17 protein-coding genes and 1 tRNA gene are annotated in these 18641 nt (G+C 60.0%); 6 read left to right on the top strand and 12 right to left on the bottom strand.

All coding sequences use genetic code 11. From position 1 onward, the window contains the following. Positions 1-210: 210 nt before the first annotated feature. Complete coding sequence (locus tag O9X91_RS06560) at positions 211-1671, top strand: phospholipase D-like domain-containing protein (RefSeq protein WP_142913672.1); 1461 nt, start codon at positions 211-213, stop codon at positions 1669-1671. Between the two features lie 49 nt (positions 1672-1720). Next, positions 1721-2566, top strand: a complete 846-nt coding sequence (locus tag O9X91_RS06555; RefSeq protein ID WP_077981596.1) for an endonuclease/exonuclease/phosphatase family protein — start codon at positions 1721-1723, stop codon at positions 2564-2566. A 33-nt stretch (positions 2567-2599) separates the two neighbouring features. Here the strand turns inward: O9X91_RS06555 and O9X91_RS06550 are convergent, their stop codons facing one another. From O9X91_RS06550 to O9X91_RS06535, 4 genes are all read right to left on the bottom strand, one after another. Then, a complete protein-coding gene (locus tag O9X91_RS06550; protein WP_162520556.1) occupies positions 2600-2797 on the bottom strand; it encodes a hypothetical protein in 198 nt (65 codons plus the stop codon). 289 nt (positions 2798-3086) lie between these two features. Beyond that, a complete protein-coding gene (locus O9X91_RS06545; protein WP_142913602.1) occupies positions 3087-6281 on the bottom strand; it encodes an efflux RND transporter permease subunit in 3195 nt (1064 codons plus the stop codon). A gap of 132 nt (positions 6282-6413) precedes the next feature. Further along, positions 6414-7604 carry an efflux RND transporter periplasmic adaptor subunit gene (locus tag O9X91_RS06540; RefSeq protein ID WP_142913603.1) on the bottom strand — a complete coding sequence of 397 codons (1191 nt, stop codon included), beginning with the start codon at positions 7602-7604 and terminating at the stop codon, positions 6414-6416. A 56-nt stretch (positions 7605-7660) separates the two neighbouring features. Further along, positions 7661-8470 (bottom strand): alpha/beta hydrolase fold domain-containing protein, encoded by an 810-nt coding sequence (locus tag O9X91_RS06535; protein WP_077981598.1) that lies wholly within the window; start codon positions 8468-8470, stop codon positions 7661-7663. A gap of 134 nt (positions 8471-8604) precedes the next feature. Here O9X91_RS06535 and O9X91_RS06530 point away from each other — a divergent pair, with 134 nt between their 5' ends. Continuing rightward, positions 8605-9504, top strand: a complete 900-nt coding sequence (locus tag O9X91_RS06530) for a LysR family transcriptional regulator (protein ID WP_003522616.1) — start codon at positions 8605-8607, stop codon at positions 9502-9504. Positions 9505-9513: 9 nt separating this feature from the next. Here the strand turns inward: O9X91_RS06530 and O9X91_RS06525 are convergent, their stop codons facing one another. Next, a complete protein-coding gene (locus tag O9X91_RS06525) occupies positions 9514-10413 on the bottom strand; it encodes a LysR family transcriptional regulator (protein ID WP_077981378.1) in 900 nt (299 codons plus the stop codon). 250 nt (positions 10414-10663) lie between these two features. Here O9X91_RS06525 and O9X91_RS06520 point away from each other — a divergent pair, with 250 nt between their 5' ends. Next, a complete protein-coding gene (locus O9X91_RS06520; protein ID WP_142913673.1) occupies positions 10664-11845 on the top strand; it encodes an MFS transporter in 1182 nt (393 codons plus the stop codon). A 61-nt stretch (positions 11846-11906) separates the two neighbouring features. Continuing rightward, complete coding sequence (locus O9X91_RS06515) at positions 11907-12740, top strand: aldo/keto reductase (protein ID WP_077981380.1); 834 nt, start codon at positions 11907-11909, stop codon at positions 12738-12740. 150 nt (positions 12741-12890) lie between these two features. On the opposite strand, the gene O9X91_RS06510 is transcribed toward O9X91_RS06515, so the two are convergent. Then, positions 12891-12965: transfer RNA gene (locus O9X91_RS06510), tRNA-Gly, on the bottom strand. 383 nt (positions 12966-13348) lie between these two features. Between O9X91_RS06510 and O9X91_RS06505 the strand changes: the two genes are divergently transcribed. After that, entirely contained in the window at positions 13349-13570 is a 222-nt protein-coding gene (locus tag O9X91_RS06505) for a hypothetical protein (RefSeq protein ID WP_004443464.1), read from the top strand. Between the two features lie 77 nt (positions 13571-13647). Here O9X91_RS06505 and dps read toward each other — a convergent pair whose 3' ends face one another. From dps to O9X91_RS06475, 6 genes are all read right to left on the bottom strand, one after another. Continuing rightward, positions 13648-14136, bottom strand: coding sequence for a DNA starvation/stationary phase protection protein Dps (gene dps / locus O9X91_RS06500; protein WP_137410887.1), 489 nt, complete (start codon positions 14134-14136; stop codon positions 13648-13650). Positions 14137-14258: 122 nt separating this feature from the next. Beyond that, positions 14259-15017, bottom strand: a complete 759-nt coding sequence (locus O9X91_RS06495; RefSeq protein WP_137410886.1) for an iron ABC transporter ATP-binding protein — start codon at positions 15015-15017, stop codon at positions 14259-14261. Beyond that, positions 15014-15982, bottom strand: a complete 969-nt coding sequence (locus O9X91_RS06490) for an iron chelate uptake ABC transporter family permease subunit (protein WP_142913604.1) — start codon at positions 15980-15982, stop codon at positions 15014-15016. The genes O9X91_RS06495 and O9X91_RS06490 overlap by 4 nt, the downstream gene beginning before the upstream one ends. Further along, complete coding sequence (locus O9X91_RS06485) at positions 15975-16940, bottom strand: ABC transporter permease (protein WP_142913605.1); 966 nt, start codon at positions 16938-16940, stop codon at positions 15975-15977. The genes O9X91_RS06490 and O9X91_RS06485 overlap by 8 nt, the downstream gene beginning before the upstream one ends. 149 nt (positions 16941-17089) lie before the next feature. Continuing rightward, entirely contained in the window at positions 17090-18028 is a 939-nt protein-coding gene (locus tag O9X91_RS06480) for a siderophore ABC transporter substrate-binding protein (RefSeq protein WP_142913606.1), read from the bottom strand. A gap of 284 nt (positions 18029-18312) precedes the next feature. Further along, the gene (locus O9X91_RS06475; RefSeq protein ID WP_077981386.1) at positions 18313-18570 is read right to left on the bottom strand and encodes a hypothetical protein; all 258 of its coding nucleotides are present in this window, start codon (positions 18568-18570) and stop codon (positions 18313-18315) included. Positions 18571-18641 lie beyond the last annotated feature (71 nt).

Below are 18641 nucleotides of genomic sequence, written 5' to 3'. Positions count from 1 at the left end.
TTTCAAACGAGGCAGAAAGCCCGCAAGTGCACCCCGCCTTGCCACTGCCCAAAGATCAAGATGCGCTCTCATGACATATCGCAAGGCCGGTTTCCACCGTTAATCCCGCAAGGGTCTGTCCCGCAAAAGCATGGCGCTGTCAGGTTCTTGTCTCTGCCAGCACTACCTGCCTGTCATTGCGAGATTGCCGAAGTACTCTATAGTTGTACCATGCTCGATCTCGTCATTGCCTATTGGCCGCATATCCTTGCCGTTCTCTCGATTTTGATGGGAACCGTGGCCGCTGTGCATGCCACGATGACGAAGGAGGAGGTCCGCTCCGCGCTCGGTTGGGTCGGGGTTATCGTGCTGTCGCCCATCGTCGGCGCGGTCATTTATGCCATTGCCGGCATTAACCGCATTCGCCGGTCCAACATCACGCAACAACGGTCCTTCATGCAGGACGAGATCATGGATCGCGTGGCGCGTCTGGACGCCAGCGGCGAGACGATAGCCGCGCGCTTCGGACGCCGTTTCGAGGCGATGAAGACGCTGGGTGACCGGGTAACCCGCCATGCGCTGACGACCGGTAACGGCATAGAGCCGCTGGTCACGGGGGATGCCGCCTATGCCGCCATGCTGGAGGCCATTGGGGAAGCGAAGCGGTCGATCATTATCGAAACCTATATTTTCGACAATGACCGGATCGGCGCGCGTTTTGTCGCCGCGCTCGAAAGGGCGAAGGTCCGTGGCGTGGAGGTGCGCGTGCTGGTGGACGCGGTGGGTGCGCGTTATTCCGTGCCGAGCATCCTGCCGACGCTCAGGGAAAAGGGCATCGTCTGCGATGTCTTCAACGGCAATGTCATCATGGGGTTGCGGCTGCCCTATGCCAATCTGCGTACCCACCGCAAGATTCTTGTGGTGGACGGTCGCATCGCGTTCAGCGGCGGCATGAATATCCGTGAGGGGTTCACAGAGGAATTCGGCGGCGAAAACCGGTCGCAAGACACGCATTTCAAGATCACCGGGCCGGTTGTATCGGATTTTTTCTCCATCGCGGCGGAGGACTGGCGGTTCACGACAAGGGAGCTTCTGGATGCGCCAGTCTGGGATATCGCCATTCCCGACGGCGTGCCGGGTTCGCAAATCGTCGCCCGCGTCTGCTCCTCGGGGCCAGACAAAAGCATCGAGACCAGTCACAAGATGCTGATGGGCGCGTTTTCCGTCGCCCGCTCCTCCATTCTCATCATGTCGCCCTATTTTCTCCCCGATAGGGAGCTTATTTCAGCGCTCATAACCGCAGCAAGGCGGGGAGTGGTGGTGGATATCATCGTGCCGAAAAGCAACAATCTGGTGCTTGTGGACAGGGCGATGACGGCGCAGTTCGACCAGATGCTGAGGAACTATTGCCGCATCTGGCGGGCGACGGGGACTTTCAATCACTCCAAGCTTCTGGTGATTGACGGGCGCTGGAGCTACATTGGCTCTTCCAATCTCGATCCGCGTTCGCTGCGATTGAACTTTGAGATCGATCTCGAAGTTATGGATGAGGAATTCGCCGCGACAATCGGCGAGCGCATCCGGGATGCACGGGCAACCGCCTTGCCCGTGCGGCTCAGCGAACTGAATGCGCGGCCATTCGTTGTCCGTTTTGTGGAGCGTGTCCTGTGGCTCGCTTCGCCTTATCTTTAGTGTGCGGTGCGTCCGGCAGGGCGCTGCGCGAGACCGGAGGCATAAACGCGTGAAAAAGAACGGTTTGCTGGATGATGAAAAAGCGGCCTTGACGAAAAACACCAGCCTGTCCGCCTTCGTCATGCAGTCGCTGCGCGACCGCCGCCAGCGCCAGAATGCGGCGCCAGCGACCAAAGATCATTCCTTTCCCGTCATAGCCTCCTACAATGTGCATAAATGCGTCGGCCGCGACCGCAAGTTCGATCCCGACCGCACGAGCCGCGTCATTCAGGAAATCGGCGCTGACATCATCGCCCTTCAGGAAGCGGACAGCCGTTTCGGCGAGCGCACGGGCCTGCTCGATCTCGCCCGGCTGGAGCGGGAAAGCGGCCTCATTCCCGTGCCCGTGCAGGCCGGCGTGAAGGCCCATGGCTGGCACGGCAATGTCGTGCTGTTCAAGGAAGGCGCGGTCAGGGATGTGCATACGCTGAAATTGCCGGGGCTGGAGCCGCGCGGTGCGCTCGTCGTGGAACTGGACCTGAAAAGCGGCGGCACGCTGAGGGTCATCGCCGCCCATTTCGGGCTTCTCAGACATTCCCGCGCCCAGCAGGCAAAAGCACTGATCAGCCTTCTCGAAGCGCGCAATGAATGCGCGACCGTTCTCATGGGAGACCTGAACGAATGGCGCCTCGGTAATGGTTCGTCGCTCAATACGTTCCGGGATGCTTTTGGTGCTTTGCCGCCGGCTGTCCCGAGCTTTCCGTCCAACCTGCCGGTGCTGGCGCTCGACCGGATCATTGCCAATCGCGAAGGGTTGATCGAGCAGGTGGAGGCGCATGACAGCGCGCTGGCGCGCATCGCCTCGGACCATCTGCCGCTGAAAGCGGCGATCCGGACCGACCTGTTTCCGGCCTGAGCCGCTACCCTATCCGGCGCGACTGGCAGTCCTTCACGCCGTCGTCAACTGGCCGCTTCTCGAACGGGCTTCGAGCAGCGAGGTGCGGATGGCTTCCATCAGCCGCTCCCGGTTGTTCCGGGTTTTGCCCCTGTCGAGATTTTGCGCGGAAAGGGCGAGATCAAGCCCCTCATGCATCACAATCGAATAGGCAACGGTGGTTGCCCAGCTCTCGTAATCCTGCTCCATCATGTCGCCCCTGAACTAAATCATTTAGTCCGAATCACCCTGATTTCGAAAATTACCACAAAATATAAAGCATAAAATAGCATTGTTTCTTTCGGCGCTGGTTTACCCTTGCGGATATATTGCCTTTTGTCAGTTTTAATGCAGCGCAATATGAGTGTGATCTCTACTTAACTATTTGAAACAGATTCTATTTCAGCGATGTCGCATGAGCGTCCCAACCATGAAAAACGCCGCGCATCTTGGGATGCGCGGCGGGCTTGCGTCGAAGGTTGCGGTGGATGGGAGTGTGATCTTAGCCGGCCTTTTCGAGCTTGTAGTCCGAATTGGCCGGTTCTTCTCGGCTGTGCTGGATGAGCGGACGGTTGCCCGCGAGCTTGCGCACCAGCACGTAGAAAACAGGGGTCATGAAGATGCCGAAGAACGTCACGCCGATCATGCCGGAGAAGACGGCGACGCCCATGGCCGCACGCATTTCCGCACCGGCACCTGTCGAGACGACCAGCGGCACCACGCCCATGATGAAGGCGAGCGAGGTCATCAGGATCGGGCGCAGGCGAAGCCGGCTTGCCTCGATGGCCGCCTGAAGCGGCGTTCGTCCCTCGAATTCCAGTTCCCGGGCGAATTCCACGATCAGGATCGCGTTTTTCGCCGAGAGACCGACAAGGACGACAAGGCCGATCTGCGTAAAGATGTTGTTGTCCCCTCCCGTCAGCCAGACGCCCGTGAGGGCCGCAAGCACACCGAGCGGGACGATCAGGATGATCGCAATCGGCAAGGTGAGGCTTTCATATTGCGCGGCGAGCACGAGATAAACGAGCAGCAGCGCCAAGGGAAAGACCACGATGCTGGAGTTGCCTGCCAGGATTTGCTGGTAGGTCAGGTCGGTCCATTCGTAATCGATGCCGGCGGGCAGGTTCTCGGCAAGGATTTTCTCCATAGCCGCCTGCGCCTGTCCCGAGGAGAAGCCCGGCGCCGGGCCGCCGTTGATATCGGCCGCAAGGAAGCCGTTATAACGGTTGGTGCGCTCCGGTCCCGTCGTCGCATCCACCTTCAGCAGCGTCGACAGCGGGATCATCTGGCCGGTCGCCGAGCGAACCTTCAGACGGCCGATGTCTTCGGCATGGGCGCGGAACTGCGAATCTGCCTGCACCCGCACGCTGTATGTGCGTCCGAAGGCGTTGAAGTCGTTCACATACAGCGAGCCGAGATAGATCTGCAGCGTCTGAAAGACGTCGCTGACGGAGACGCCCAGCTGTTCCGCCTTGGCGCGGTCGAGATCGGCGAAGAGCTGCGGCACGTTGATCTGGTAGCTGGAGAAGATGCCTGCCAGCTCCGGGGTCTGATATGCCTTGGCGATCACGGCCTTCGCGGCTTCATCCAGCGTCTGGTAACCGTAACCGGCGCGGTCTTCGATCTGCAGCTTGAAGCCGCCTGTCTGGCCGAGACCGTTGACGGGCGGCGGCGGGAACATGGCGATGAAGGCATCCTGAATGCCGGCGAACTTCTGGTTCAGCTGCATGGCGATGGCACCGCCGGAGAGTTCCGGTGTCTTGCGCTTTTCGAAATCATCGAGAACCGCAAAGACGATGCCGGAATTGGAGCCGATGGTGAAGCCGTTGATCGACAGGCCGGGGAAGGCGATGGCGTGGCTGACACCGGGCGTTTCCATGGCGATCGCGCTCATCCGCTTGATCACACTTTCGGTGCGGTCGAGCGTTGCACCATCGGGAAGCTGGGCGAAACCGATCAGATACTGCTTGTCCTGCGCCGGCACGAAGCCGCTCGGCACTGTCGTGAACATGCCGTAGGTGGCGGCCACCAGCGCCATGTAGACGATCATGACAAGGCTCTTTCGCGTCACCAGCCCGCCGACGGTCTTGCCATAGCCGTTGGAGGCGGCACCGAAGGCGCGGTTGAAGCCGCGGAAGAACCAGCCGAAGATTTTGTCCATGAAACGGGTGAGCCAGTCTTTCGGCGCACCATGTTCCTTGAGCAGCAGGGCCGCAAGCGCGGGTGACAGCGTCAGCGAATTGATGGCCGAAATGACGGTGGAGATGGCGATGGTCAGTGCGAACTGCCGGTAGAACTGGCCGGACAGGCCGGAGATGAAGGCGAGCGGCACGAAGACGGCGACCAGAACCAGCGCAATGGCGATGATAGGGCCGGAGACTTCACGCATGGCTTTATAGGTGGCGTCCCGCGGCGAGAGCCCGTTTTCGATATTTCGCTCGACGTTTTCGACGACCACGATGGCGTCATCCACCACGATGCCGATGGCAAGCACAAGGCCGAACAGCGTCAAGGCGTTGATGGAGAAGCCGAAGGCATACATGACGGCGAAGGTGCCGATGATCGAGACCGGAACGGCGATCAGCGGAATGATCGAGGCGCGCCAGGTCTGGAGGAAGAGGATGACCACAAGCACCACGAGGCCAACGGCCTCGAGGAGTGTATCGACAACTTTCTCGATGGAGGAGCGCACGAATTTCGTCGTATCGTAGACGATCTCGTATTTCACACCGTCAGGCATTGCCAGTTGCAGATTGTCCATGGTCGCGCGGACATTGTCGGCGATCTCGATGGCGTTGGAGCCGGGGGCCTGGAGCACGGCGACAGCCACGGCGGGCTCGCCGTCGAGCAGCGAGCGCAGCGTATAGTCGGCAGCGCCAAGCTCGATGCGGGCGACATCGCGCAGGCGGGTGATTTCACCGTTCGCACCGCTCTTGACGATGATGTTGCCGAATTCTTCCGGCGTCGTCAGACGGCCTTGGGCATTGACGTTGAGCTGCAGGTCGACACCATTCGGGCTTGGGGAAGCGCCGATGACGCCGGCTGCGGCCTGCACGTTCTGCTGGCGGATGGCGTCGGAAACATCGCTTGCAGCCAGATCATGCTCGGCAACCTTCTGCGGGTCGAGCCATACGCGCATGGAATAGTCGCCTGCGCCGAAGACCTGCACCTGGCCGACACCTTCGATGCGGGCGAGGCGATCCTTGACGTTCAGCGTCGCATAGTTGCGCAGATAGGTGATGTCGTAGTCGTCGGTTTTCGAGACGAGGTTGACGACCATGATGAAGTCCGGCGAACTTTTGACGGTGGTGATGCCGAGTGCGCGCACTTCCGCCGGCAGCCGCGGTTCGGCCTGCGACACGCGGTTCTGTACCAGCTGTTGCGCCTTGTCGGGGTCGGTGCCGAGCTTGAAGGTCACGGTCAGCGTCAGCACGCCATCCGATGTCGCCTGGCTGCCCATATAGAGCATGTCCTCGACGCCGTTGATCTGTTCTTCCAGCGGTGTCGCGACGGTTTCAGCGATAACGGTAGGGTTCGCACCGGGATAGGTGGCGCGCACGACGACAGATGGCGGAACGACTTCGGGATATTCCGAAATCGGCAGGGCGCGCATGCCGAGAAGGCCTGCCACCACAATCAGGATCGACAACACGCCGGCGAATACCGGCCGGTCGACAAAAAATCTGGAAATATTCATATCCAGTCCCTCTCCGGGTCTTTGGGAATGCGAAGGCCGTTCCGGCGGCAATCCTGCCGCCGGTGAAGGCCGGTTCTGTCTAAAGGGGGCGTCTCGCGACAGCGCGGGACGCCTGCTGATCAAAGGGGCGGGTTACTGCGAAGCAGCAACCTTGTCTTCCGTCTGCGGTGCGATGGTCGCGCCGGGGCGAATGCGTTGCAGACCGTTGACGACGATCGTATCGCCGGCGGCAAGGCCGCTTTCGATGATGCGCTGGCCGTCGGCCGGTGCGCCCGGCTTGATCTGGCGGTAGCTCACCTTGTTTTCGGCGTCCACCACGAAGACGAACCGCTTGTCCTGATCCGTGCCGATGGCCCGGTCGCTGATGACGATGCGGTTTTCTGGCTTCGGTTCACCCATGCGTACCCGCACGAACTGGCCGGGGATCAGCCTGCCGTCCGGATTTTCAAAGACGGCGCGGACACCGATGGTGCCGCTTGCCGAATCCACCTGGTTGTCGATCAGGTGCAGCGTACCCTTGATCGGCGTACCCTCATCCGAAAGCGTGCCGATTTCCACCGGGATCTGTTCGAGGGCGGGCAGGGCGTCATCGGTTTTCGGCAGTTCGGCAAGCGCCCTGGCTACAACGCCTTCGCTGGCGTTGAAGCTGGCATAGATCGGGTTGACCGATACCAGCGTCGTGAGCGCCGGCGACGTAGAGCCGGCAGCGACGAGGTTGCCGGCGGTGATTTCGATCCTGCCGACCCGGCCGGAAACCGGAGCGCGGATTTCGGTGTAACCGAGATCGAGCTCAGCCGTGGTGAGTGCTGCGCGGGCAGCGCGAAGCTGGGCTTCGGCATCCGCAAACGAGCTTTGCCGCTGGTCGAGATCGCTCTGGGAAATGGTGCGGTTGTCGGAAAGCCGGCGGCCACGCTCCAGTTCCGTTTTTGCAAGGCTTACCTTGGCTTCGGCGGAAGCGACCTGTCCTTCAGCACCGGCAACAGCGGCCTGATAGGGGGCCGGGTCGATGGTGAAGAGCGGGTCGCCTTCCTTGACGAGCGCACCTTCGCGGAAATGCACGGCCTTGATCTGGCCGGCGACGCGGGAGCGGATCTGCACCCGGTCGACGGCTTCGAGACGGCCGGAAAATTCTTCCCAGCGCATCACGTCGCGGCTTTCCACCTTGGCGACGGTGACCGGGATTGCCGGTGTTTCAGCCGGCGTGGAAGCGGCCGTCGCGTCACGGCTGGTGGGGAGGTCGAAAAACAGTGCTGCGGCTGCAACGGACATGGCAAGCCCGATACCGGCGCCCGTCAGGGCCCGGCGCTTTGTGTTCAGCGTCATGGGTATCTCCTTGGCCCCCGATCGGGAGCAGGTCGTTCATAAATAAATGCGAATTTTCAGTGTTTTAACTGGTCAACGAAAGTCTTGAACTCCGAACAGACGGATGAGACCCATCCGCCGCCCTCTCCTTGATAAAGCCCCGTCCAGCCGATGCCGGCGGGGAAAACATGGCTCCGGACGCTGACACCCGAGGCGATGAGGCGGTCTCCATAATTGACCGTTTCGTCGCGCAGAGGGTCATCCTCGGCGGTAAAGATCAGCGCCGGCGCCACCCGGTTCAGCCGCGTGCACTGGCAGGGCGCGGCATAGGGGTGGAAAAACCCGCACGCCTTGGCAAGGTAATGGCTCCAGCCATCGGCCCAGCGCTGGCGCATGCCGATCCTGTCCGCGTTGCGGAAGGATTCCGTCGTCATCATCGGGTCGATCATAGGCGACAGAAGAATCTGGCCTGCGAGTTTGCCCGGCATGCGGTCACGGGCCTTCAAGGCAAGCCCCGCCGCCACATTGCCGCCAGCCTCTTCGCCGGCCACGAACAGCAGCGATTTCGCGCCGCCATAATGTTTACGATCCCGGCTCAGATGATCGAGCGCCTCATAGGCGCAGTCGATAACCATCGGAAACTCGTTGCCGGACGGCTTGCTATAGTCGGCTTCCACGACCACCGCGCCGCTTTCCGCAAGCGCGCGGGCCACCGGAAGCTCGGGGCAATTACCGCCCGGCTCAAGACCGGGTTGCAGAAACGATCCGCCGCGCAGGTAAAGCACCACGGGCGGCTGGCTGCAAAGCTTTGCACCCTCATATCGGCGCACGGAAAGCTGGGATGCGAGGCCCCCGCAGCTTTTGATGTTTTCCCAGTGCGCGTTCATCTGATCCGGTCCCGTGCACCACCATGAGAGGCGCACCATATTTGCAAAATCTGAAATTCATATTATTGTTCGGAGAAAAACGATCAAGTGCTCTAAAATGAAAACACTATTCCATAAAGACGGATAATCTCATCATGGATCAGCTCTCCGCCATGCGGGTTTTTACGCGGGTCGTGGAAACCGGCAATTTCAGCCGCGCCGCGACAGCGCTGAATATGCCGAAGACCACCGTCACCAACATGGTGCAGGCGCTGGAGGCGCATTTGCACACCACACTTCTCAACCGCACCACGCGCCGGGTGATGCTGACAACGGACGGCGCTCTCTATTATGAGCGGGCCTCACAGATTTTATCGGAAATCGAAGAACTTGACGGCAGCATGTCCAGCGCGCAGGTGCAGCCCTCCGGCCGGTTGCGGGTGGAAATGGCCGGTGTCTTCGCGGACTTGGTGGTTATCCCACATCTTTGCGAATTTTACCAGCGTTATCCGCAAATCCGCCTCGACCTCGGTGTCGGTGACCGTCTGGTCGATTATATAGCGGAGAATGTCGACTGTGCGCTGCGCGTCGGCGTGCTTCGCGATCAGTCGCTGATTGCCCGTAAAGTGGGCGAACTCCGGTTCGAGACATTCGCCTCGCCGTCCTACATCGAAAATTTCGGCATGCCGCAAGAGCCGGAGGATCTGGAGAAGGAACATTATTCGGTGGGCTACCTCAATGCCACCACCGGTCAGATCATGCCGGCCTCCTTCGATAACGGTGTGCGCAGCGTCGAGCTGACCCCGAATTATGTCGTTTCAGTCAATGACAGCCGTACCTATCTCAATGCCGCGCTGGCCGGCATGGGTATCGTGCAGCTTCCCGTCTTCATGGTAAAGGATGCGCTTTCGCGGGGAGAACTGGTGCCGGTGCTTTCCGAATGGCGACGGGAGGCGATGCCGATCTATGTGGTTTACCCGCAGACCCGGCATGTAACCAACAAGGTGCGCGTTTTTGTCGATTGGCTTGCCAAATTGGTGCACGGCCTGGTCTGAGGCGGCCAGTCACCGCCCGACCCTTGCTGCGACAAAATCGATGAAGGCGCGAACGCGGGCGGCCAGGTGTTCATGACCGGCATAAACCGCGTGGATCACTTCCATCTCCTCTGCATTGTAGTCTTCCAGAACCGGCACGAGCAGGCCCGCCTCGATATCCGGCTCGATATGAAATTCGCCGACCCTTCCCAGCCCCAGGCCCGTCAGGCAGAGCCTTCGCATGGCCATGCCGCTGTTGACCGAGACGTTGCCCTTGACAGGCAGGCGGTAGACTTGCGCAGAGCCGGGGTTGCGAAACGGCCATTCGTTGAGGCTGCGGCTGAAATTGAAGCTGAAGCAATTGTGCCGCGCCAGATCCTGCGGTTTTTCCGGCATGCCGTGTCGTTCGATATAGGCGGGGGAGGCGACGATGACGCGACGGACTTCCTTCAGCTTTCTCGCCTTCAGCGATGAATCTCCCATGGCGCCCGAGCGGATGGCGATATCGGTGCGTTCCTCGATCAGCCTGATGACGCCGTCGGTCAGGGAGATATCCAGCTCGATTTCCGGATAAAGCGACAAAAATTCCGGCGCCAGCGGCAGGAGATAACGTTCGCCGAAGCCCAGAGTGGCGTTAACGCGCAAAAGGCCTCGCGGCACCACCTTGCCGCCGCTCGCCACGATCTGCTCGGTCTCGGCTATGTCGGCGAGAATGCGCCTTGCCCGGGCCAGATAGACTTCACCTTCCGGTGTGAGCGTGACAAGCCGGGTGGAGCGGGCGAGCAGCCGGGTGCCGAGGCGGTCTTCGATGCGGGTGACGAGCTTGCTGACGGCGGACGGTGAAAGCTGCAGCCTGCGCCCGGCGGCGGAAAAGCTGCCGAGTTCGGCCGCCGCCACGAAGACTTCCATTTCTCCGGCCCTGTTATCCATCGCCGCACCGCCTTTGAAATAAATTCAAAGGTATTTGTCCCACCTTGCCGATTATCATGCAAGTCCCCTTCGCCCATATTGCGTCCATAGATTTGATCCAACCGGACAGCATCGCTGTCCAAATGATCTAAACCACAGCATCGCTGTCCAAATGATCCAAACCGACAGCGTTGCTGTCCAAATGATCCAAACCGACAGCGTTGCTGTCCAGAACGCCCGCGATCTCGCTCCGGGCGAAGAGGTATTCGTCATGCCATTGGCCATATTTGCCCTGACGATCGCGGCCTATGCGATCGGCACCACGGAGTTCGTGATTGTCGGTCTTCTGCCGACGGTCGCGACCGATCTTCACATCACCCTGCCGCTCGCCGGCCTCATTGTCAGCGTCTACGCGCTGGGGGTCACCTTCGGTGCGCCGATCCTGACGGCGCTGACGGGCAGGATCGAAAGAAAGCCGCTGCTGCTGGGCCTGATGGCCCTGTTCATCATAGGCAACAGCGCTGCGGCCCTGTCGCCGAGCTATGAGATGCTGCTTGTCGCCCGCGTCATCGCCGCTTTCGCCCATGGCGTCTTTTTCTCGGTCGGTTCCACCATCGCCGCCGATCTCGTGCCGGAAAACCGTCGCGCTTCCGCCATTGCGATGATGTTCATGGGGCTCACGGTCGCGATCGTCACCGGCGTTCCGCTCGGCACCTATATCGGGCAGGTCTTCGGCTGGCGCGCCACCTTCTGGGCCGTCACCGCCCTTGGCGTCATTGCTTTCCTGGGCATTGCCGCGCTTCTGCCAAGCACGCTCAAAAAGGCGCCGCCGGCGAGCCTCTTCGATCAGGTTCGTGTTCTCGGTTCCGGCCGGCTGCTCATCGTTTTCGCCATGACCGCGCTCGGCTACGGCGGCACCTTCGTCGCCTTCACCTTCCTTGCACCGATCCTGCAGGATGTGACCGGCTTTTCGGAAAAGAGCGTCAGCCTGATCCTCGTGCTTTATGGCGTCGCCATTGCAGCCGGCAATATCGGCGGCGGCAGGATCGCCAACCATAACCCGGCCAAGGCGCTGATCGGTCTTTTCCTGGCGCAGGCCATCGTGCTGCTCGTCTTTTCCTTCACCGCCTTCTCGCCGATGCTGGCGCTCATCACGCTTGCGGCGCTTGGTTTCCTGTCCTTCGCGAATGTTCCCGGCCTGCAGCTTTATGTGGTGCAACTTGCCAAGGAGCATCGCCCCGGTGCCGTCGATGTCGCCTCGGCGCTCAACATCGCCGCGTTCAACTTCGGCATCGCCATTGGCGCATGGCTTGGCGGTCTGGTGGTGGAATCGCCGATGGGTCTTGCCGCAACCCCCTGGGTTGGCGCCATCCTCGTCGCCGTCGCCCTGCTGCTCACCCTCTGGAGCAGCGCACTCGACCGCCGCGCCGCGCTGACGCTGAAAACCGCCTGAGCTTTCACAAGATTCCCGGCCATACCCCAAGCTGGCCGGATAACCCCAAAGGAGAAAATATATGTTTGATGTCACCGCGAATGGCGTTTCGATCCCGGCGCTCGGCTTCGGCACGTTTCGTATCCCCGGCGCCGATGTGCTGCGCATCGTTCCCCATGCGCTGAAGGCCGGCTTTCGCCATATCGATACCGCCCAGATCTACGGCAACGAAGCCGAGGTCGGCGAAGCCATTGCTGCTTCGGGCGTGGCGCGCAGCGAGGTGTTTCTCACCACCAAGGTCTGGGTCGAGAATTACAGGCACGATGCCTTCCTCGCCTCCGTGGATGAGAGCCTGAAAAAGCTGAAGACCGACTATGTCGACCTGCTGCTGCTGCATTGGCCGAATGAGGCGGTTTCGCTTGCCGAACAGATCGGCGCGCTGAACGCGGTGAGGCAGGCCGGCAAGGTTCGCCATATCGGCGTTTCCAATTTCAGCACGGCACTGATGGCCGAGGCGGTGAAGCTGTCCAGAGCCCCGATCGTGACCAACCAGATCGAATACCACCCCTATATCGATCAGGATGTGGTTATCGCCGCGGCAAAGGCCGCCGGTATGTCGGTGACGGGGTATTACGGCATGGCCGATGGCAAGGTCTTCACCGATCCGGTGCTGAAAGAAATCGCCGCAGGCCGTGGCAAGTCGGTGGCGCAGGTGGTGCTGCGCTGGCTCGTGCAGCAGCCGGGTGTCGTCGCATTGTCGAAAACGGTCAGCGAAGCCCGCGTCGATGAAAATCTCGCCATCTTCGACTTTGAACTTTCTGCCGATGAAATGGCGGCGATCCATGCGCTCGCCGGACCGGATGGCCGCATTGTTTCGCCGGACGGGCTTGCGCCTGTCTGGGACGAAGCTGCCTGACAATGAGAGCCGGGGAGGGAACGCTCTTCCCGGTTTTCTTAGTGTGAGAAATCTTCGCGCATTGCGCATGGCGATGCGCATCACAGCCCATAGAAACGATGCATCTCACATCGGACGTGGTGACGATTTATCCGTCTTTTTTTGGGAAACTGGAGCGGGCGAAGGGATTTGAACCCTCGACCCCAACCTTGGCAAGGTTGTGCTCTACCCCTGAGCTACACCCGCTCAAATCCACCGGTCCGGGGTAGTTCGCTGAACCGTGGGCCGCCAAGTGGCGACGGGTGCTATATCGCTCAATCGTTTTTGGAATGCAATAGTTTCTTTTGCGGTTTCGGTGGAAATCCGCCTGTGTGCGGATTTATCCGAAATCTGGCGGCCATTACGGGCGCAAGCGCAGGGAATTTCCGCTGAAGATGTTGTTTCAGTTGGTTTTTATCTCCCTATGACGGGGGTGGCGGCCGGCGGGAAGGCCAGAAAATAACCTGTTTACATTTGGTTAAAATCTGATTCGACAAGTGATTCGTTCGGGTGTACAAATTGCCTGTCCACGAAAATCCGAAACGATATTGGGAACGATACTTGGCATATCATCATCGGGAGGATGAGCCTTGTCGTACGCAGCTTTTGAAAGAGTTGGCGCACAATTGTCGCCAGAGCAGATCACCGATCTACAGAATATTTTCGATGGCGTATGTTTCGAGTGCCTTCAAGATCGCAGCAGCCATGTCGCCAATGAGTGCGCAGCGGTTTTGATCCGAAGCGCCCAGCGCGGCATTCTCGACCATGAAATGTTGCGCGATATAGGGCTTGCGGTCTTACGTCGGCATTGATTGCGCCATTCCGTTAAAAAAAGCGCCCGGGTATCTCGGGCGCTTTGCTGTTTGGGCAGGCGAGAGCCGTTTTCCGCTCAGCTTTTTTCCTGCACATGCGCTTCGAGAAACCAGAGCGACTTGTCGAGATCGCGCGAGGCGGCGGTGAAGATGTCGGCCGTCGTCGGATCACCGGCCTCGTCGGAATCGTCGATCGCCTTGCGGATCATGTTGGCCACATCGCCATAACGCTCGATCAGGGCGTCCAGATGGTCATGGATCTTGTAGATATCGGTCGGATAGGCCTTGAGCTTTGTCGTTGAGGAGACCGATTGCAGGCTGCCGAGCGCCGTGCCACCAAGCTGGACCACACGCTCGGCAATCGTGTCGCCGTGATTGTCGAGTTGGGCGCGGAACGTGTCGAGAAGTTCATGGACGGCGATGAATTGCGGGCCCTTGAGGTTCCAGTGCGCCTGCTTGGTGACGAGCGCAAGGTCGATGACGGAAGCGAGCGATTCATTGAGAATGCCGATCACGGTCGACTTGGCGTTGGAAGGCAGGTCGTTCTTCGTCTTGTGCGTCTTCATCGATGTCTCCTGAAGTTGCGGACGGAATGCCGCTTTGGAAAAGTCCGTCGTTTAACGTCCGGGCCTGCGGCCCTGTTCCATGCCAGGCGCTGGGACAGCAAAAATCCTGCACAATCATCGTGTCATTCGTAAAACAGGCAGATGCGTCGGCCGTCTATCTCATTGACGCGGATCGGCATGTCGTAGATGTCCTTGAGGACGTCCGGACGGATGATCTCGTTCGCCGGCCCCTGATGGCGGATGCGGCCTTCGCGCATGGCGATGATGGTGTCGGAATACCAGGAGGCGAAGTTGATGTCGTGCAGCACCAGAACCACGGTCTTCTTCAGCTCGTCAGCGGCGCGGCGCATGATCTTCATCATGCTGGAGGCGTGTTTCATGTCGAGGTTGTTGAGCGGCTCGTCGAGCAGCACGTAATCCGTGTCCTGGCACAGCACCATGGCCACGAAGGCGCGCTGGCGCTGGCCGCCGGAAAGCTCGTCCAGAAACCGGCCGGCAAGGGCTTCGAGATTGAGATATTCGAGCGCCCGGTCGATATGGACCTTGTCCTCGATGGTGGGGCGGCCTTTGGAATAGGGGTAACGGCCGAAACCGACGAGGTCTCGCACCGTCAGGCGCGAGGAGATGTGGTTGTCCTGCCGCAGGATAGAAAGCCGCTTCGCCAGCGTATCGGATGGGGTTTTGGTCACATCCAGACCGTCCACCGTCACCGTTCCGGCATCCATCGACATCAGCCTTGCGACGATGGAGAGCAGGGTCGATTTTCCCGCCCCGTTCGGCCCGATGATGGAGGTGACGCCGCCTGCCGGAATGGAGACGGAGACGCCATCGACGACGAGGCTGTCGCCATAGGATTTGCTGATCTGACTGGCGATGATCATCGCGCACCCCGTTTCAAAATTAGACCGATAAAGACGATACCGCCGAGAAATTCGATGATGATCGAGAGCGCCGTATCGAAGACGAAAACCCGCTCCAGCACCACCTGGCCGCCCACCAGACAGATTACGGCGATGAGGATTGCCGCGGGCAGCACATAGGCGTGTTTGCCGTTGCCGGTAAGATAATGGGCAAGGGCCGCGACCAGCAGACCGAAGAACATGACGGGGCCGACCAGCGCTGTGGAGACGGCGACCAGCACGGAGACCAGCACGAGGATGATAGTGACCGTGCGCTTATATTCGACGCCGAGGCTGATGGCCGTCGCGCGGCCGAGCGAGAGGACGTCGAGCGTGTGCGTGAGCCTGAGCCCGATGATGGTCACCACGCCGATGATGACGGCGGAGACGGCAAGAAGCGTGGGATCGATGGAATTGAAGCTGGCAAACAGCACATCCTGCAGCACGGTATATTCATTGGGGTCGAGCACGCGCTGCATGAAACCCGAGAGGCTGCGGAAGAAGACGCCAAAAACGATGCCGACCAGCACCAGCAGATGCAGGCTGCGTTCCGCACCGACAAAAAGCCAGCGATAAAGCAGGGCGGAAAAAGCGACGAGCAGGCTGGTTTCAGTGAGAAATTTCAGTTGCGGATCGATCATGACGACCGTTGCCGAGCCGAAAACGAAGATCAGCCCGGTCTGCATCAACACGTAAAGCGAATCGAAACCCATTACCGAAGGAGTGAGGATGCGGTTGTTGGTCACCGTCTGGAACAGCACGGTGGAGACCGCGATGGCATAGGCCACCAGCAAGAGCGACAGAAGCTTGATGCCGCGAAACGGCAACACGAAGCTCCAGCTCCCTTTTGCGCCGAGCGTCATGAAGGCGGCCATGGAGAGGAGTGCGAATGCCGCAAGCACGATGAGAACGGTTTTTGCACGCCGGTCGGGATGTCTCTCACGCATGGTGGCGTTTCCGCAGCAGGAGATAGAGGAAGAGCGCGCTGCCGATGACGCCGACCACGGTTCCGATGGGTATTTCGTAAGGTGCGCGCACGGTGCGGCCGATGATATCGCAGGAAAGTACGAAGCCCGCGCCGAGCGTTGCCACCCAGGGCACGGAGCGGCGCATATTGTCGCCGATCATCAGGCTGACGACATTCGGAACGATCAGGCCTAAAAAGGGGATCATGCCGACCGTGACGACGACGACAGCGCTCACCAGCGACACGATGGTGAGGCCGAGCGCCATGACGCGGCGGTAGTTCAGACCGAGATTGGTGGTGAAATCGCGGCCCATGCCTGCCACGGTGAAACGGTCGGCGGCGAGATAGGCGGCGATGGCGAAAAGGAAGCCGACCCACAGCAGTTCGTAACGGCCGCGCAGCACGCCGGAAAAATCCCCTGTCATCCATGCACCCAGCGATTGCAGGAGATCGAAACGATAGGCAAAGAAGGTGGTGACGGCGGCAATGACGCCGCCCAGCATGATGCCGATCAGCGGCACCAGCAGCACGTCGCGCAAAGGCACCTGCCTCAGGATACGCAGGAAAAGAGCCGTACCGCCGAGCGCGAAAACGGCGGCCACCAGCATCTTGCCGAAGATCGGCGTGTCCGGTGCCAGCAGGGTGACGGTGAGCAGGCCGAGGCCGGCGGATTCGGTGGTGCCCGCCGTCGAAGGCTCCACGAAGCGGTTGCGCACCAGCATCTGCATGATGAGCCCGGCAATCGCCATCGAGCTTCCGGCGAGTATCAGCGCCAGCGTGCGCGGAATGCGGCTGACGAGCAGCACGCGCAGGGCGTCCGCGCTCGTATCCGGTGCGAAGAGCGTGGCGAGCGAGACATTGCTGACACCGACGAACAGGCTGGTGATGGCGAGCGTCAGCGTTAGCAACAGGGCAAGGATGAGGGACAGGGATTTCAAGTTGGCGGTTTTTCGAAAATGGTGAAAGCTCTCCGTGGTTTGGCAGGCTGCCGAAACAGGCGTCCGACCTCTCCTTGGTCATCCTCGGGTCAAGCCCGAGGATGACGTCGAGTATGGAGCTGCCTTCAGAAGCGGATGCCTAGAGGCTTTTACGATTTCTGCTCGGAGACGGCCTTGTAGACCTGGTCGAGCAGGGTGGTGAGCGCCGTATAACCGCTGCTGACGATATAGGCGGCCTGCGGGTCGAGATAAACGATCTGTTTTTTCTTCCAGGCATTGGTCTGGTGCACCAGCTCGTTGTCCAGCACCTGTGCGGCCGCCTTGCCGGGGTCGGTCGCACGGCCGATGCCGGCGTCGCGGTCGATCACGAACAGCCATTCGGGATTGACCTCGGCCAGATATTCGAAGGAGACGACGTCGCCGCGGTCGAAACGGTCGTCGATGTCGGCCGCGACCGGCTTGAAGCCGATTTCGGTGTGCAGCCAGCCGGTGCGCGAACTGGGGCCATAAACGCCGACCTTTCCGGCATTGGTGACGAGGATCATCGCCGTGCCGGAATTGGGTGCGATCTCCTTCAGCTTCGCTACCTTTTCATCGATCATGGCATCGAGCTTCTTGGCTTCTTCCTGCTTGCCGAAGATATCGCCGAGCTTGGTGATGTTGGCTTTCACGCTGCCGATGAATTCCTTGGAATCCACCGACATGTCGATAGCGGGCGTGATCTTCGCAACGTCCGGATATTTCGCCCGCGAACGGCCGCCGACAATGACGAGATCGGCCTCGGCCGCATTGATCGCCTCATAATCGGGCTCAAACAGCGTGCCGACCTTCAGATATTTTCCGTCGGCATATTTCTGCAGATAGACAGGCAGGTTGGAGCCGACGACACCCGTTGGATCGACGCCGAGCGCATCGAGATTGTCGAGCGAGGGAATATCGAGAACCAGAACTTTCTTCGGGGCCGCTTTCAGCACGGTCTCGCCCTGGGCGTGCTTGATCGTCATGTCTTCGGCATTTGCCGTGATTGCGCCGAGGCTGAAGGCCGCTGCCGCCAGCAGCCGAACGGGGAAGGTGAAGTTGATGGCCACTTATATGTCCCTTGCAATATAGTTCTGAACCCCAGAGGAAGATTTTTCCGCAGGGTTAACTTGATGTTCGCTGTCAGCTTTATTGGCAAGGTCGGCGGAAATCAAAATTATGTTTTAGAATGGTTCTGAATTGCGGTGAGCGGGAAATGTGCGGGTGGAAAAGCATGGCCTGCAATCTGTCCGGACGTCATCCTCGGCCTTGTGCCGAGGATCTAATCACGTTGAACAAAATCGACAGGCCGCAGATCCTCGGCACAAGGCCGAGGATGACGGAAGCACCGTTCTCAATCCGGCGGCCAGTCGCCGACGATTGCGCGCCTTTCAAGTTTCAGGGACCGGTCCGGCTGCACCCGATAAGTCTCAATCGCCAGCCGTCCGTCACCCATCACGAATTCGTTGCTGAGCGTGCTGCCGATGGGGGACTTGGTCAGTTTGGTTCGCGGCTGTCCGCCATAGGTGATGCTGCCGGGAATGGGCTCGACATCGGGGGCGGTGGTGCAGCCGGCAAGCGCCAGAACCATCATGATCGCAATAGTGCGCATGTCTTTCTCCTGCGGTTGGCGCAATTCTATCATGGGCGTGTCCGCATGACACATCCCGTTGGCGTGAATAA

This window comes from Agrobacterium salinitolerans (assembly GCF_027498475.1).
In the GTDB taxonomy this organism is placed as follows: Bacteria; Pseudomonadota; Alphaproteobacteria; order Rhizobiales; family Rhizobiaceae; genus Agrobacterium; species Agrobacterium salinitolerans.
The sequence above is the reverse complement of the archived record's forward strand: the minus strand, read 5'-3'. Positions and strand labels throughout refer to the sequence as shown.

What these genes read in the sequence shown, in the direction of transcription:
- O9X91_RS06560 (WP_142913672.1), top strand. Translation starts at nt 211, where the DNA reads ATGCTCGATCTCGTCATTGCCTATTGGCCGCATATCCTTGCCGTTCTC.
- O9X91_RS06550 (WP_162520556.1), bottom strand. Translation starts at nt 2,797, where the DNA reads ATGATGGAGCAGGATTACGAGAGCTGGGCAACCACCGTTGCCTATTCG.
- O9X91_RS06545 (WP_142913602.1), bottom strand. Translation starts at nt 6,281, where the DNA reads ATGAATATTTCCAGATTTTTTGTCGACCGGCCGGTATTCGCCGGCGTG.
- O9X91_RS06540 (WP_142913603.1), bottom strand. Translation starts at nt 7,604, where the DNA reads ATGACGCTGAACACAAAGCGCCGGGCCCTGACGGGCGCCGGTATCGGG.
- O9X91_RS06535 (WP_077981598.1), bottom strand. Translation starts at nt 8,470, where the DNA reads ATGAACGCGCACTGGGAAAACATCAAAAGCTGCGGGGGCCTCGCATCC.
- O9X91_RS06530 (WP_003522616.1), top strand. Translation starts at nt 8,605, where the DNA reads ATGGATCAGCTCTCCGCCATGCGGGTTTTTACGCGGGTCGTGGAAACC.
- O9X91_RS06525 (WP_077981378.1), bottom strand. Translation starts at nt 10,413, where the DNA reads ATGGATAACAGGGCCGGAGAAATGGAAGTCTTCGTGGCGGCGGCCGAA.
- O9X91_RS06520 (WP_142913673.1), top strand. Translation starts at nt 10,664, where the DNA reads ATGCCATTGGCCATATTTGCCCTGACGATCGCGGCCTATGCGATCGGC.
- O9X91_RS06515 (WP_077981380.1), top strand. Translation starts at nt 11,907, where the DNA reads ATGTTTGATGTCACCGCGAATGGCGTTTCGATCCCGGCGCTCGGCTTC.
- dps (WP_137410887.1), bottom strand. Translation starts at nt 14,136, where the DNA reads ATGAAGACGCACAAGACGAAGAACGACCTGCCTTCCAACGCCAAGTCG.
- O9X91_RS06495 (WP_137410886.1), bottom strand. Translation starts at nt 15,017, where the DNA reads ATGATCATCGCCAGTCAGATCAGCAAATCCTATGGCGACAGCCTCGTC.
- O9X91_RS06490 (WP_142913604.1), bottom strand. Translation starts at nt 15,982, where the DNA reads ATGCGTGAGAGACATCCCGACCGGCGTGCAAAAACCGTTCTCATCGTG.
- O9X91_RS06475 (WP_077981386.1), bottom strand. Translation starts at nt 18,570, where the DNA reads ATGCGCACTATTGCGATCATGATGGTTCTGGCGCTTGCCGGCTGCACC.